16 protein-coding genes are annotated in these 13,641 nt (G+C 70.9%); 10 read left to right on the forward strand and 6 right to left on the reverse strand.

Annotated elements, in window-relative coordinates; genetic code table 11:
- Positions 1-25: 25 nt before the first annotated feature.
- From ACIP67_RS34130 to ACIP67_RS34150, 5 genes are all read left to right on the forward strand, one after another.
- On the forward strand, positions 26-229 hold the full coding sequence (locus ACIP67_RS34130; RefSeq protein ID WP_401697067.1) for a hypothetical protein: 204 nt from the start codon (positions 26-28) through the stop codon (positions 227-229).
- A gap of 94 nt (positions 230-323) precedes the next feature.
- Complete coding sequence (locus tag ACIP67_RS34135) at positions 324-563, forward strand: hypothetical protein (protein ID WP_401697069.1); 240 nt, start codon at positions 324-326, stop codon at positions 561-563.
- 23 nt (positions 564-586) lie between these two features.
- The gene (locus tag ACIP67_RS34140) at positions 587-772 is read left to right on the forward strand and encodes a DUF6257 family protein (RefSeq protein ID WP_401697072.1); all 186 of its coding nucleotides are present in this window, start codon (positions 587-589) and stop codon (positions 770-772) included.
- Between the two features lie 83 nt (positions 773-855).
- Positions 856-2,943, forward strand: coding sequence for a cell division protein FtsK (locus ACIP67_RS34145; protein WP_401697073.1), 2,088 nt, complete (start codon positions 856-858; stop codon positions 2,941-2,943).
- 481 nt (positions 2,944-3,424) lie between these two features.
- Positions 3,425-3,652 carry a hypothetical protein gene (locus ACIP67_RS34150; RefSeq protein WP_401697076.1) on the forward strand — a complete coding sequence of 76 codons (228 nt, stop codon included), beginning with the start codon at positions 3,425-3,427 and terminating at the stop codon, positions 3,650-3,652.
- Positions 3,653-3,706: 54 nt separating this feature from the next.
- On the opposite strand, the gene cyaB is transcribed toward ACIP67_RS34150, so the two are convergent.
- Together cyaB and ACIP67_RS34160 are read right to left on the reverse strand one after the other, a co-directional pair.
- Complete coding sequence (gene cyaB / locus ACIP67_RS34155) at positions 3,707-4,261, reverse strand: class IV adenylate cyclase (RefSeq protein ID WP_401697077.1); 555 nt, start codon at positions 4,259-4,261, stop codon at positions 3,707-3,709.
- Between the two features lie 18 nt (positions 4,262-4,279).
- Positions 4,280-5,131, reverse strand: coding sequence for a helix-turn-helix domain-containing protein (locus tag ACIP67_RS34160; RefSeq protein WP_401697079.1), 852 nt, complete (start codon positions 5,129-5,131; stop codon positions 4,280-4,282).
- A gap of 100 nt (positions 5,132-5,231) precedes the next feature.
- Here ACIP67_RS34160 and ACIP67_RS34165 point away from each other — a divergent pair, with 100 nt between their 5' ends.
- From ACIP67_RS34165 to ACIP67_RS34175, 3 genes are all read left to right on the forward strand, one after another.
- A complete protein-coding gene (locus ACIP67_RS34165) occupies positions 5,232-5,801 on the forward strand; it encodes a hypothetical protein (protein ID WP_401697080.1) in 570 nt (189 codons plus the stop codon).
- 50 nt (positions 5,802-5,851) lie between these two features.
- The gene (locus ACIP67_RS34170) at positions 5,852-6,262 is read left to right on the forward strand and encodes a hypothetical protein (protein WP_401697081.1); all 411 of its coding nucleotides are present in this window, start codon (positions 5,852-5,854) and stop codon (positions 6,260-6,262) included.
- Positions 6,263-6,372: 110 nt separating this feature from the next.
- Positions 6,373-6,945, forward strand: a complete 573-nt coding sequence (locus ACIP67_RS34175) for a hypothetical protein (RefSeq protein ID WP_401697082.1) — start codon at positions 6,373-6,375, stop codon at positions 6,943-6,945.
- On the opposite strand, the gene ACIP67_RS34180 is transcribed toward ACIP67_RS34175, so the two are convergent.
- From ACIP67_RS34180 to ACIP67_RS34195, 4 genes are all read right to left on the reverse strand, one after another.
- The gene (locus ACIP67_RS34180; protein WP_401697083.1) at positions 6,942-7,349 is read right to left on the reverse strand and encodes a hypothetical protein; all 408 of its coding nucleotides are present in this window, start codon (positions 7,347-7,349) and stop codon (positions 6,942-6,944) included. The two genes, ACIP67_RS34175 and ACIP67_RS34180, sit on opposite strands and share 4 nt — an antisense overlap.
- 95 nt (positions 7,350-7,444) lie before the next feature.
- Positions 7,445-7,735: a hypothetical protein gene (locus ACIP67_RS34185; RefSeq protein WP_401697085.1), complete on the reverse strand. Its 291-nt coding sequence runs from the start codon at positions 7,733-7,735 to the stop codon at positions 7,445-7,447.
- On the reverse strand, positions 7,732-12,039 hold the full coding sequence (locus tag ACIP67_RS34190; RefSeq protein ID WP_401697086.1) for a hypothetical protein: 4,308 nt from the start codon (positions 12,037-12,039) through the stop codon (positions 7,732-7,734). Before ACIP67_RS34190 ends, ACIP67_RS34185 begins: the two co-directional genes overlap by 4 nt.
- A 305-nt stretch (positions 12,040-12,344) precedes the next feature.
- The gene (locus ACIP67_RS34195) at positions 12,345-12,569 is read right to left on the reverse strand and encodes a helix-turn-helix domain-containing protein (RefSeq protein ID WP_401697088.1); all 225 of its coding nucleotides are present in this window, start codon (positions 12,567-12,569) and stop codon (positions 12,345-12,347) included.
- A 304-nt stretch (positions 12,570-12,873) separates the two neighbouring features.
- Here ACIP67_RS34195 and ACIP67_RS34200 point away from each other — a divergent pair, with 304 nt between their 5' ends.
- Together ACIP67_RS34200 and ACIP67_RS34205 are read left to right on the forward strand one after the other, a co-directional pair.
- The gene (locus ACIP67_RS34200) at positions 12,874-13,347 is read left to right on the forward strand and encodes a helix-turn-helix domain-containing protein (protein ID WP_401697090.1); all 474 of its coding nucleotides are present in this window, start codon (positions 12,874-12,876) and stop codon (positions 13,345-13,347) included.
- Positions 13,348-13,352: 5 nt separating this feature from the next.
- On the forward strand, positions 13,353-13,640 hold the full coding sequence (locus tag ACIP67_RS34205) for a helix-turn-helix domain-containing protein (RefSeq protein WP_401697092.1): 288 nt from the start codon (positions 13,353-13,355) through the stop codon (positions 13,638-13,640).
- Position 13,641: the final 1 nt, after the last annotated feature.

The raw sequence follows: 13,641 nt of genomic DNA on the forward strand, positions 1-13,641 counted from the left end.
CCCTTCCGTCCCGCAGACCTTCACCGTGAGGGTCTGTCGGGCGGTGGGGCCGGACAGCCCGGCCCGCAACCCGAAGGAGACCCACATCGCCTCCGCCCGCGGCGCCCAGCGCGACCTCCAGCAGGCCGGCCAGTACGGCGTGGCCGCCCGCATGGGCGAGGCCGTCGACGAGCACCTCGACGAGCTCACCGACGCCAACCGCGGCACCTGGAAGCCCAAGCACGCCTGACCGGCTGACCGGCTGCCCGCCGGGCCCGTCTCGCACGGGCCCGGTCGAGGGGAACCGCGCCAGCGCTTCCATCCCGATCCGAGAGGACACCGCCATGGCATCCCTGAACGACCGCCTCACCCCCGGCGTCACGTACCGCTGGTGGATCACCGTCGACGGGCCGATCGGCGACGGCCGCAACGCCCAGGGGCGGCGCACCGGCACCTACCGCGTCCCCAACGGCAAGGCACCGACCAATGGCGACGTCATGGAGCGCCTGCGCCTGAAGTACGCCCGCGAGCTGGGCATCCCCGACCACGCCGCAGTCGTCCTCGACTTCCGCATCGCCAGGTGACCGACGCCCGAGAGGAGTCCCACATGGCCGACGACCTGACGTTCGCCGACTTCACCACCGTCGAGAAGGTGCGCATCGCCGCCCTCACCGCGCGCATCGCCAAGCGCGGCCTCGCCGACGACGGCACCGACCGCATCGACACCAGCGACCTGAAGCAGCGCATCGAGCGCATCGAGGACACGGCCCGCCGCCGCAAGCGCAAGAAGTAGCTCAACCCCGGGGACGGCGCACCACGACCAGGCAGGGCCGTCCCCGGGCCTCCGTACCCCAGCAAGAGGCAGGAAGCCACAGCATGACCGAGATCGCCGAGCGCCCGCTACCCGGCGCGCCCGCCGCACCGCCCGCCCCCGAACCGGCGGAAGCCCCGCCCGCGGCACCGGTCCCCGTCGACAACCCCAACTTGCCCGCCCCCGGCGTCACCAGCGAGAAGCGGCGCCCGATCATCGCCCCGTGGCTCCGTTCCCGCCGTGACCTGCGCGCCACCGCCCAGCGCGCCGCCGGGCACGCCGGATACGCCACGGCCTACCACGGGCTGCGTGCCCCCTGGTACGCCACCCAGCTCGGTCTCATGGCCCCCCGCGGCGCCGCCCGCCTGGTCGCCTCCACCGGCCGGTGGGTGTGGGACCGCGAGGCCGCGCCTCTGCGGGACTACGCCGTCCGCGCCGAGGACGTCGAGGAGTACATGCGCCTCTCCCGCCTGCGCGCGGGCCGCGTCCGGCTGCGCGGCCTGGTCACGGTTGTCGCCGCGGTGTTCGGCCTCGGCTTCGCCCTCTGGCTGTATGTCCTCGCCCCCGCCTACCTGTGGGCGTTCGCGGCCGGCGGCGTGCTGACGCTCGGCTACTTCGGGCAGCAGCCCGACGCCCCGGTCATCGGCCCCGCGGTGATGCGCACCGAGCTGCAGAAGCTCACCGGCACCATCGTCCTCCGGGCCCTCGACTCCATCGGCAACCCGAAGGTCTCCGCCGCCATCAAAAAGGGCGGCGACATGAACGGCATGCGCTTCACCAGCGAGATCACCCGCGACGGGCCCGGCTACCGCGCCGACCTCGACCTGCCGTATGGCGTGGTGCCCGAGGACATCATGGAGCAGCGGCAGGCCCTCGCCTCCGGCCTGCGCCGCAAGCTCGGCTGCGTGTGGCCGTCCGGTGACCCGGAGGAGCACGAGGGCCGGCTGATCCTGTGGGTGGGTGACAAACCAATGAACGAGACGACGAAGCCGGCGTGGCCGCTGCTCAAGGAGGGCGAGGTCGACCTTTTCAAGCCGGTCGTGTTCGGCAACGACCAGCGCATGCGGGACATCCGCGTCACCCTGATGTTCGCCTCGATCGTGATCGGCTCCATCCCCCGCATGGGCAAGACGTTCCTGCTCAGGCTGCTGCTGCTCATCGCCGCCCTCGACCCGCGCGCCGCGCTGTACGCGTTCGACTTCAAGGGCACCGGCGACCTCGGCCCCCTCGAACCGGTATGCCACCGCTACCGGTCCGGCGAGGACGACGAGGACCTGGAGTACGTCCTGCACGCCATGCGCGAGCTGAAGGAGGAGCTGCGCCGCCGCGCGAAGGTCATTCGCAGCCTGCCCAAGTCCCGCTGCCCGGAGTCGAAGGTCACCCCGGCCCTGGCCAGCGACAAGAGCCTCGGTCTGCACCCGATCGTTGTCGGCTTCGACGAGTGCCAGGTGCCGTTCGAGCACGAGAAGTACGGCGCCGAGCTGGAGTCCATCTGCACCGACGTCGCCAAGCGCGGCCCCGCGTTGGGCATCGTCGGCATGTTCGCCACCCAGCGGCCCGACGCGAAGTCCCTACCCCCGGGCATTTCCGCGAACGCGGTCCTGCGGTTCTGCCTGAAGGTGATGGGCCACACCGCCAATGACATGGTCCTCGGTACCGGCGCCTACAAGGCCGGCATCCGGGCGACGATGTTCTCCCGCTCCGACCGCGGTATCTGCTGGATGTCGGGCGAGGGTGACGACCCGCTCATCGTCGCTTCCGCGTTCGTCGACGGGCCGGCCGCCGAGGGCGTCGTCGCCCGCGCCCGCCAGCTGCGCGAGGATTACGGCAACGTCACCGGGCACGCCCTCGGTGAGGGCCCGGCCGCGACCGTCGGCATGGACATCCTCGGTGACGTCCTCAAGGTCGTCGCGGCCCGCGAGGAGCAGGTGTGGAACGAGCGTGTTGCCGCCCGGCTCGCCGAACTCCACCCGGACATGTACGGCGGCTGGACGGCCGCCAACGTTACCGCCGCGCTGAAGCCGTGGAGCGTCACCATCCGGGACGTGTGGGGTGAGACCGACGAAGGTGAGAAGGCCACCCGTCGCGGCTTCCGACGTGCGGACGTCGTCGCCGCAGTCACCCGCCGTGAGGCCGATCGGCTCGCCGCGTAGGGCCTGAACGGCTGCTAGGCCTAGCACCCCGCCCTGCTAGGCCTAGCAGCCCCGCTAGCAGCGAAACACGCCCCTGACCTGTTACCTAGCGTCTAGCAGCAGGGGCCTGGGAAACGGGAAACACCCAGGATCCGAAGGGGAGAGACACTCATGTGGGTTGCTATGGCCGGCCTGCTGCTCTGGCTCGGCGGCTACGCAGTGTTGTGCGCGGTGAAGCCGTTCGCGCCGTGCCGCCGATGCCGGGGAAGGGGTGAGATCCTGCGGTTCGGGAAGCTGCGGACGTGCCCGCGCTGCCGCGGAAAGCTGCTCCGGCTCCGAGTCGGCCGGCGGGCGCACAACGCGTGGCGGCGGACGCACGAGGCCGGGAGCCGGTGACTGGATAGACGCTCGTCCCTCGACTGGGGGACGTGTTCTGGAAACCCCTCACGTGTCGCCTGCGGTCGCGGCACACTCGCCCCTCACACCACGTCTGGGGAGATCCGTGCACCATCAGCCACCGCCGACCGTCGTCACCACCCGCCGCGGCGCCAACCACAGTTTCCACGTCATCATGAGCATCCTCACGTGCGGGATGTGGGCCATCTTCGTCTGGCCGATCGCCGCGATCATGGGCCGTAAGACGAAGGTCGTCACCCAGCCGCAGGCCTACTACCCGCCGCCCCCGCCGGGGCAGGGCCCGTACCCGCCCCAGCAGCCACCGCACCAGTAGAAGCACGAGCGCCCCGCCGCTCACAGAGGGAGGCGGGGCGCCGGCGTATGGGCGTCAGCGGCGTTGCGCGGCGACCGCCCCGGTGTACGTCTCGCGGGTCAGATCCTGCGGCCCGATACCGAGGTCGGCGAGGACCGCCCGCACGTCGTCCAGCGCTGCGGCGACCTCGTCCTCGTCGACGAGGGTCTCGACTTCCAGGAATGTCCCGTCCAGCTCGGGGACCCGTACGAGCGTTGCGAGGAACCGGCGGCCGCGGTCCTCGAAGTCGTAGTTCCGGCACCGCTTTTCGAACGCGATGGCCTCAATGTGTCCGAGGCCGCGCAGGATCGCGTGCGCCGCCTCCGTGTCCTCGACGGCCGTCTCATGCTCCGGCTTCGAACCGGACTCCTCGTCGACGGCCGCACCCTTGTAGGTCAGGACCGTGCGGGTGCCGTCCGCGCCGTGGACCGTGCGCACCCGCAGCTCCTCGCCCGCCTTCTCCAGCGATCCGTCCGGCCGGTCGTAGTACGTGTCCCGGTACACCTCGACCCGTGCCGTCGCACGCTCGTCGAGCATCCGCATCACGGCTTCTGGCGCGTGCACACGGGCTTTCAGCTCGGCCTCAATCACGGCCGTCTCCCCTCATCTTCAGACGGTGCGCTGCGCCCCGTCGATGACCGCCTCGAACATCCTCGTGAACCCGCGGAACAGCGGGCCGTGCGGCGTCTCCATGACCTTGTACAGGGCCGACTCGTGCCCCTCCCACCCCGCGTCGAAAGCGCCGACGAACATCGTTCCGTCGGTGCGGATGACACGCCAGGTGGGCACCATCCGATACCGCCACACCCCGACATCCCCGGCACCGGCCAACTCCCGCAGCCGCGCCTCCGCCAGCCGCACCCCGCCCGCGAGAGACTCGGTCGACTCGCCGATCTCGGCCGCGCGCTGCGCCAGGGCGTCGCTGTCGGGGTCGAGGAGAGCAACCCGGACACGAAGCCCCTTGCCGCCCTGATCGCGCGGCAGACAGGCACGCAGAAGGCTGTCGTTCAACCCGATCAGCCCGAGCCCCCGCACCGCCAGGACGTCCAGCTCCTGCGCCGCCCGCGCGTGCTGCTGGATCTCGGCGGCCGCAGAACTCTGCGCGGCGTACACCCGCACCACTTCGGGGAACGCGGCCAGGTCGAAGGCGGCGCCGCCCGTGCGCTTCTCACGGCTGGCAGCAAGCCCGAGGAGGTGACGGGCGTCGTCGGGCATGTGCAGGCCGTCCGCGATCCGCTCGTACACGTCGAGCCGGGCGACTTCCCGCCGCCCGTTGATGATCTCGTTGACGCGGGCCTGCGCCATCCCCGTGGCCACACCGATGCGGGCCTGACTCGCCCCGCCGTATTGCTGCACGTAGCGGAAGACAGCGCCGACGTCCCGCGCGCGTAGGGCCTGGCGGACTTCGGCACGCTCCCATGCCCAGTCGGGCAGGGTGATCGGGTCGAGTGCGGACGACACGTTACGGCCCCCGGTATCGCGTGCGGGTTCGCTGGCTATCTCACCGTGAGATTACCGATCGGGGATCGAATCAGCCCGGCTGTCACCCGATGGTGAAAGCATGGAATCCGCCTCCCTCACCGCTACGGGCCGCCCACTGCACTGGCTGCCCGCCGGCCGCACCGTGGCGATGCGCCCCGCAGGCCAGTGGTGGGACGCCGTGCGGGCCCCGCGCGCCATAGCGCTGGAAGCCCTCGGCAGGCTCGGCAACCGGACCGGAGCCGTCATCGAGGACCCCGGCGGCGCACTCCTGTACTGGCTCGTCCCGACCGGCCGCGCCGACGGCTGGAAGATGCCGGACGACGCCCGCATCCGCGTCCTCGGTCAGGCGTCCAGCGTCGCGGTGCCCGGCCCGCAGTGCACGGCCGGCCCGCACTGGCGCATCCCGCCCACCCGCGGCCGCGCTCTCACCAACCCGGTGCACCTTCACAACGCGCTCGCGCGGGCCGCCGCGGTCACGGCCGGGCATTCCGCATCCGATGCCTACAACGCCCTGTGCGCGCACTACTTCGACTGCTCCGGCTGCGCCCACGGCGGCCGCGTCTGCGGCGACTGGTGTGCCCACGACATCGAGCCGTGCGGCAAGGGCGACCGGCTACGGCAGGCATGGGTGGCGGTGCGCTGGACGTGATCGGCCCCAACCCCCGACAACGACCCGTTCCTGCCCTCGGAGACCCTTCCATGACGACAACCCACCCCGAAGCCGCCGCCACGTCCAGCGACGACCAGGACCTCGTCGAGCTCGCCGCCGGCCTCGTCCGCTCCTCGAAGCGCCCGCGGCACCGCGTCGCCGCGCAGGCCCTGGCCGACGAGGGAACCATCCTCGCCCTGCCGCAGGTACGCGCCGCCCTCGTCATCGACAGGCGCGGCCGCCCGGTGGCGCACTGGGAGGGGCTGATGGGGAAGCTGTACACCCTGCCGCTCGACTCGCAGCAACGGGCGTTCCTGGGTCTGGTGCTGTCCATGGTCAGCATCGGCAGCACACCTCTCGCCGCGGCCGCCGACCTGGACGAGGCGCGGCTGCGCATCCTCACGCAGGCGATCCTGCGGCTGGCCGGCGACGACAGCATCGCGATCGGCACCCGCCTGTAAGCCCTCGCTGACGGCCGCACCCCTCAAGCCCCGGCGCCTCCCCGGTGCACACTCCCGCGGAGGCGCCGGCCAGCACCACCCGCCCACTCCAGCCCATCGAGAGGAACCCCATGTCCCACACGAAGCTGCCCGCGGCGAGCACCGTCGCGGACGCCGCGAAGCGGATCCTGGACAACATCAAGGGCGACCGCGAGTTCGACGCCTTCAAGGCCGCCTCCCTGGAGTACAGCGAGGACTGGCAGTGCTTCACCGGCTTCCCCGTGGTGCAGCGGTGGAACCTCGAAGCGGACGCGCCCGCCCTGTTCGAGGAAGGCCTGCGCGCCCTGGCGCTCAAGGCCGCGGTGTACGACCTCACCGCCGACGACCGGGCCGCAGAGATTCCCATCGCCGTGCCCGTCGACGAGATGACGCACGCGATGCTCGCCCAGGCGCAGCTGTTCGGGCGGATCGCCCAGGCGTGCGGGATCAGCATCATCCACCAGACCGACCAGGAGCACACCGACTACCGTGCGGGCGGCTACACCCACGACTGCTACCGCCTCGCCTGGGGTGAGCCGCCGGCCCGGTACTGGCTGGACCACGAGGAAGTCGCGCGGCGCCGCGACGTGCTGGCCGGCCTGTACGAGACCATCGGCATGGGCCGCTCCGGCCGGGAACACGCCCTCGACTTCGCCGCGGCCTAGCCGAGAGCTGTGCGCAGCACCGCAGTGACGTCCGTGGCGGGGTCGGCGGCCAGCAGGATCGCAGTGGCCTGCTCGATCACCTCGTCGCAGGCGTCCGGCGGTGCCGCGTCCAGCACTGCACGCACCCACGTGGGGACTTCGCCGGCCTCGGCGGGCGGCGGGGTCTCCCACGGCAGGGGCAGGCTCTGGCTGGCGTACGGGGCGGCGGGAAGCCCGACACGTTCGGGGTGGACGCACACGGGGACGCCGGCCGCGGTGAACCGGTGGCCCGTCGCCGGGTCGAAGGGGCAGTCCCGGGAGGGGCGTGCCACGACGTCGAACTCCCCGCCCCGGTGTCGTAGGGACGGGCAGATGCCGCAGACCGGCCGGCCGTCCCCCGCGAACACGTCACTCCGCTCCGTCATCTTCACCACCTCGCTGTGATGCGCAGCAACGTAGCCGATCCGGGACACCGATCAGGGGTACACCCTGACGGGTACCCCTGGCGGTGACCGGCGGGTCATCCGTTCCCGTAGATCTCCCGGAGTTCGTCGAGCCGCCCGTACAGGCCTGGATCGGATTCCAGGATCTCGGCCAGCAGCAACGCCCCCAGACGGCGCGGGATGGCCGCCTCAGGCCACGTGTGCCCGCCCGGACAGGTGAGGTACGACGGCTCGTCGCTGTGGTCGTCCAGGTCCATAGCAAGGATCAGGCGCACCATCAGGCCGCACTCCGGACAGGCCGCCACCCGGCCGCCCGCCCCACGGATCGGGGCGGGCATCTGCCACCGCAGGACTACGGGCTCGCTCACCGCTGCCTGCCCCTGTCGAGCTTGCGCAGGGCTTCCTTGACGGGATCGGCAATCGCCGTCGCGAACCGCTTCGCCTCGGCCGGGGTCGGGATCGTCATCGACCTGATTTCAACCGACACGTTGACGGTGTTGCCCTCGCCGAGACTGGCTGTGCTCAGCCCGGAGACCAGGCTGCGGAATGCCTCGTGTTCCTCGGCAGTGAGGACGGCCTCCGGCTTCCTGGTGCCGTTCAGCACCATCGTCGCGCCGGGCTGCAGCAGACCGCCGGAGTCGTACTTCGCGGCCGGCGCGAAACCCCACCGGCTGGTGAACAGCGAGTCCTTGTAGGAGCGGGCGCCCTTGCCGATGATCACACCGTCGCCGCCGCGGGACTCCACGTTCACCCCGGCCAGGGTTCCGGCGGTGTGCCCGACGCCCGCGTTGGTGATGCCGATCATGAAGGGGCTGTTGAGGTTGCGGACCCACCCGGCCGGGCCACTGTTCCCGACGAACGAACCCGTAGCCCACCTGCGGTGCGGACGCTCGCCCCGGATCACGGACTCGATCGCGCTCATGAGACCGCTGCAGTCCCAGCTGGGGTTCCCGTTCCCGCCCCACTGGTAAGGCAGGCCGTTCTGTGTCCGCGCCCACGAGAGGGCGTTCTGGACCGCCGGGCCGCCCACCGCCTTCTTATCCTCGGCACCCAGGAAGCCCAGCATGCTGTCGAGAGCCTTGTTGCTCAGGCCCTTCATCAGGCTGCCGAGGCTGGACGCGGGAATCCGGTCGACCAGCGGCCGCACGAGCGCACCGATCGCCTTCTGCGCCGCCGACTTCAGCCCGCCGATCACCAGATCCTTCGCCCACGACGCGGCCGACGACACGGCCCCGCCGATCGCCGACGTGACACTGCCGATGATCCCGCCCTCTGCGTAGCCGGGCACCGGCTGATGCTGCTTGCGTTCCTGCTGCGGGGTCGGGTTCCCGCCCGTCTTCGTCGGCCGGTCCGTGCCGAGCATGGCGTCGATCGCCTTGTGGCCGCCCAGCTTCGCGACCTGCTTGTTGGACAGGATCCGCTCGCCCGGGGTCAGCATCGCCGGCACTGTGTCCCGGTTCCCCGACCCCGGCACGACGCCGCCGGAGTTGAAGCCCAGGGCGATCGTCGGCAGTGTCAGCTTGGAGCTGACCTTGCCCGCAATCGTGTTCCACATCTTGCGAATGCCCTGGTTGTAGACCTTGTCGATCACCCATTTGATCGGGGACGAGATCTTCGATTTGACGCCGTCCCAGATCGTGCCGAGTTCGGTCTTGAGGTTCGAGAACGCGGTCTTCATCCCGCCCTTGAAGCTGGAGATCTTCTCGTTGACCGTCTTGAAGATCGTCGACACCTTCGTACTGAGCCCGTTCCACATGGTGTTCCACGTGTTCGTGATGCTCGTCTTCAGCCCCGACGCCCAGTTCTTGACCCCCGTCGCCCCGTTACTGATCGCCGTCTTCAGCCCAGACCAGAACGTGTCCCACTTCGTCCTGGCCGCATTCCAGATCCCGTTCCACGTGTCCCGGACCCAGTTCTTCAGCCCAGTGAAGATCTCCTTCGTCTTCGTCCACAGAGTCCCGAACCAACCGATGATCCCGTTCACGAGGTCCGGGATGATCGAGTGACCGACCAGCTTGTCGTAGAGCATCTGGAACTTGTCGACGATCCAGTGCACGACCTCGGTGGCCTTGTCGGCGAACTTGCCGAACCAGCCGATCACCGTCGTGATCTTCGGAACCAGGAAGTTGATCGCCCCCGCCAGCACCGTGGACAGCACCCCGGCGAGCTTCACCACCAGCGGCAGCAACGGCCCGATCACCGACATAGCCAGATTGATCAGCTTCGACGCCATCTCACCGAGCACCGGGATCAACGGCACGACCGCCTGATACACCGGCATCAGCTTCGGCACGAGCTGAGCGATGAACTGGCCGAACGTCTGCACCGCAGGGATCAGCGCGGCGATCACCGGCTGAAGCCCCTTCACGAGCGCCCCGACCAGCATCACGAGGATGTCGCCGACGACGTCGATCACGGGCGCCAGGGCGGTGATGACGACCCCGAGAAGGTCACCGATCGGTTGGAGCAACGGCATGACCGAGCGGACGACACGGTCGAGGATGTCCCCGAGCGTGCCCACCACGGGCAGCAGCGCGTCAATGATCGGCGCCAGGGCTTTGCCGAGGACGTCCGCGAGCGTGACCAGGAGCGGGGCGAACCTGCGCGCCAGGTCGGAGACGACCGGGGCGAGCGACGCGAGCAGCGGCAGCACGGCCTGGAGGACGGCCCCGAGGGTGCCCGCGAGGAGCTTCCCGACGTCGCTCAAGGCGCGGAAGATCGTCGTGAGCGCCTTCTGTACCTCAGGCATGGCCGTGATCCGGCGCAGCTCCGCGAAGACCGCGCCGAGCCCGCCGAGGGCATCACCGCCGGCCTTCGATGCGGCGCCCATCAGGTTGCCGAGGGTCCCGAAGACGTCGCCGATGACCTTGCCGAATGCGATCGCCAAGTCGAGGGCTTTGTTGATCGTCTTTTCGAGCTTGCCCGACTTGAAGGCCTCGTCGAGCTTTCCGCCCACGCGGGTGAACGCGTTGCCGATCGCCGTCGTGATCCGCGTCATCGCGGGCTGCGCGGCGATGGACAGCTTGACGAACATCTCCGAGAACTGGCCCGGAACCTTGTTCAGCGGAGCGATGCCCTTGTTGAAGCCCTCGAACATCCGCGTCAGCAGACCCTCGTTGCCGAGCCGGGTGAAGGTGTCGAGGACGCCGCGGCCCATCGCGTTCAGGTTGTCGGCCATCCCGCCGAGCCCGACCCGCAGCGCGGGCAGCGAGGCAGTCGCCATCTGCGTGAAGCTCTGCCCGAGCCCCTTGAAGAGGCGGTCTTGGACTTCGAGGCGCAGCGCTGAGAAGGCCGGCATCATGTCGCGGACGGCGTTGACGAACGAGCGGGCGTTCGGCGACAGCTTCGCCATCGCGTCGTTGAACTTGCTGGCGGACGTGGCGCCCTGCTCCTGCGCCGCGGCGACGGCCCGCTGCGCGTCGGCGAGGGCTTCCTGCGCGGAGCGGACCTGCCGGGAGGCCGCAACCTGCGCGTCAGCCACACCCTGCTGTGCCTGCGCGAGCCGCTCCTGGGCGTCGCGTACGGAATCGGCGCCGTCCCGGGCCGTCTGCGCCGCCTCTGCCTGCGCATCGCGTACCGCCTGGACGCCGTCCCCCACGGTGCGCTGCGCGTCCGCTACACGCTCCTGTGCGGCCCTGACGGTCTCGGAGCCCGCCACACCCGCCGCGTTCGCGGCCGCCGTCTCCTCCTGCAACCGGACGGTCTCCGTGCGCTGCTCGCTGAGACGCTGCACCGCGCGGTCGTAGGCAAGCTGCGCCTCTTCCATGTCCCTCGCCGACGCCGTGGCGCCTTGCGCCTTGACCGCGGCGAGCTCCTGCTCGGCTTCCTGCACGTCGAGGACGGCCTGCCGCTGGTCGAGCTGGGCGGTGGCGAGCCGGTTGTTGAGGTCTTCGAGCTGGTCGGCAGCGGTCTCGCGGGCCTCGTTGAGGTCTTCCTGGGCGCGCTGGGCGTCGCGCTGGGCGTCGGCGAGATCGCGTTCGGCGTCGGCGACGCGGCGCAGTGCGGCTTGCCGGTCGGCGGCGGCCCGTACTTCGGCGTCGCGGACGCCCTCGGCTGCGTCCGCTACCTGTGCTTGGGCGTCGGCGATCTGCCGGGCCGCGTCCTGCTGTGCTTCTTTGAGGGCGCGGGCGGAGCGGGCCACGTTCTGGTTGGCCTGCTGCACCGCGCGGGCGGCGGACGCGACTTCCGACGACCCTTGCGACGAGGCGTCAGAGGCGGCTTGGAAGGCGCTGCCGACGCCCCGCAGGCCGACGGCGAGGGCGCCGCCCATCGTCACCAGGGAGCCCAGCGCGGGTGCGGCTACGGCGGCCGCGGGACCCATCTGCGCGATGCTGGTGCCGAGGGCGGCGACGGCGGGCAGCGCGGTGAGGGCGGCGCCGGCGAGAGCGGCGAACCGGCTGCCGAGCATGCCGATACTGCCGGCCGCGCCGCCGGCGTTGGAGGCCAGGCTGGTGAGTCCGGCGAGCCCGGTCATGTTGGCCCGGATGTCGACGGTGCGGTCCCGGGTCAGAAATCGCAGACTGTTCGCCGCGTCCGTGGTGTCGGCGCGGGCCTGCACCGTCATCATGCGGCGCCGGGTCAGGTTCGCGATGGAGTCCGCCGCGACCCGGGTGTCGACGTCGATACCGATCCGCACCTGTCGGCGCTGAGTCAGGTTGCGGATCTCGGCCACGCCCACCCGCGTGTCTACGCTGGCGCGGATGTTGACGACCCGGTCGGCGGTGAGGCGGTCGAGTCGTGCGGTGACGTTCCTGACGGACCGCTCGGACAGGTCCGCGTCGATGACAGCCCGGAGGGTCGTGCGGGCGTGCTGCTCGGCGAAGCGGCGAAGCTTCGCCAGCGCGGGCGCGTCGTCGACGTCGAGGGTGACGGTGGCCTTGTTCTTCGCCTGCCGCAGCCGCTGCATCGCGCGGTCGTAACCGGACTCGTCGGCCGTGACCTCGACGTATCCCTCTGCGATGCGGAACTGGCCGGCCATCAGGCAGCCACCGCCTGGCGGTCGTCGGCGAGGAACCGGTCGAGGGGGAGACCGAGGGCGTCGGCGATGGCGTCCGCGACCGGGATCGGCGGGACGGCCTGGCCGCGCTCGTACGCGTACACGCTCCAGCAGGAGCGGCCGATGCGGGCGGCGACGTCGTGGACGGAGAGGCCGGCGCGGCGGCGCTGGTCGCGTAGGCGTGGGCCGGAGAAGGTGCGTGCCACGGGGAGTCCCAGGGGGCGTGAAGGATCGCGGAGGTGGACGCCCCACGCGGGCCCGAGGTGGCCCGCTCGTCCTGCTCGGCGCTCGCATCCGCTGTTGGCCTCGCGGCTCCCCACCGGGCCGCTCTTTCGCCACGCCGTGCACCGCTGCCTATGTCGCGGGCATCACGCCCCAGCCCCATCACGGTCGCTGACTGGCATCGGCTGTACTCGGTCGTCCTACTTGGAAGGATACTCCAGCCTGCCTACGATTCGAAGGTGCCAGGCTTATCTTGCCTTTGGTTCGAAGCCGTGGAGGTTTTCAGGGATGCCGACACCCTCGTCTCCCCGCTGGTCGCCCTTGCCGTGCGGGCTGGGCTCGATGCTGCGCCGGGCGCGCCGCCGGGCCGGCTTCTCGCGGGAGGGACTCGCCGCCGTCGTGCGGGTGTCGTGCGGCCAGCTGCAGGCCATCGAGGAGGAGCAGCGGCCGCCGTCGGTCGAGGTGGCCGAACGGGTCTCGGAGGCTCTGCGGCTCGATCCGTGGGAGGACGCCGTGCTCCTGGCCGTGGCCGTCGACACCGGCCGGCTCAGGACGCGCAGGGGCGTGCGGCATGTTCACCGCCGCGGGGCACCGTTGCCGCCCTGGGTGCGGGACCGGATCGCGGTGGAGCGGGAGGCCGGCCGGAGTTGGCGGGCCATCGCCGACGGGCTGAATGCGACGGGGACGCCGACCTTGCAGGGCGGCTCGTGGTGGGCGTCCTCCGTGCGCAACGCCGCCGACCAGCAGACACCGAAGGGATGACGACCATGACAGCAGGACTGATACGCGAACGCCGAACGCCACCGGAGGGGCTCGGGCCACTGCTGCGGGAGGCGCGTGAGACGGCGCGCCTGACACCTGCGGAGACGGCCCGGCGGGTGGGTGTGACGGCCTCGTACCTGGCGAAGCTGGAGCGGGCCACGCGTTGCCCGTCGGTGACCGTGGCGCAGCGCCTGGCGGCCGTCCTCGACCTCGACGCCGTGCAGCGGGCCGTGGTGCTCGCGGGGGCGGTCGACGACGCCGGCGCCGACCACCCCATGCGGCAGCACACCTAGC

The organism is Streptomyces sp. NPDC088812 (assembly GCF_044750285.1).
GTDB lineage: Bacteria > Actinomycetota > Actinomycetes > Streptomycetales > Streptomycetaceae > Streptomyces.

What these genes read in the sequence shown, in the direction of transcription:
- ACIP67_RS34135 (WP_401697069.1), top strand. Translation starts at nt 324, where the DNA reads ATGGCATCCCTGAACGACCGCCTCACCCCCGGCGTCACGTACCGCTGG.
- ACIP67_RS34140 (WP_401697072.1), top strand. Translation starts at nt 587, where the DNA reads ATGGCCGACGACCTGACGTTCGCCGACTTCACCACCGTCGAGAAGGTG.
- ACIP67_RS34145 (WP_401697073.1), top strand. Translation starts at nt 856, where the DNA reads ATGACCGAGATCGCCGAGCGCCCGCTACCCGGCGCGCCCGCCGCACCG.
- ACIP67_RS34165 (WP_401697080.1), top strand. Translation starts at nt 5,232, where the DNA reads ATGGAATCCGCCTCCCTCACCGCTACGGGCCGCCCACTGCACTGGCTG.
- ACIP67_RS34170 (WP_401697081.1), top strand. Translation starts at nt 5,852, where the DNA reads ATGACGACAACCCACCCCGAAGCCGCCGCCACGTCCAGCGACGACCAG.
- ACIP67_RS34175 (WP_401697082.1), top strand. Translation starts at nt 6,373, where the DNA reads ATGTCCCACACGAAGCTGCCCGCGGCGAGCACCGTCGCGGACGCCGCG.
- ACIP67_RS34180 (WP_401697083.1), bottom strand. Translation starts at nt 7,349, where the DNA reads ATGACGGAGCGGAGTGACGTGTTCGCGGGGGACGGCCGGCCGGTCTGC.
- ACIP67_RS34200 (WP_401697090.1), top strand. Translation starts at nt 12,874, where the DNA reads ATGCCGACACCCTCGTCTCCCCGCTGGTCGCCCTTGCCGTGCGGGCTG.
- ACIP67_RS34205 (WP_401697092.1), top strand. Translation starts at nt 13,353, where the DNA reads ATGACAGCAGGACTGATACGCGAACGCCGAACGCCACCGGAGGGGCTC.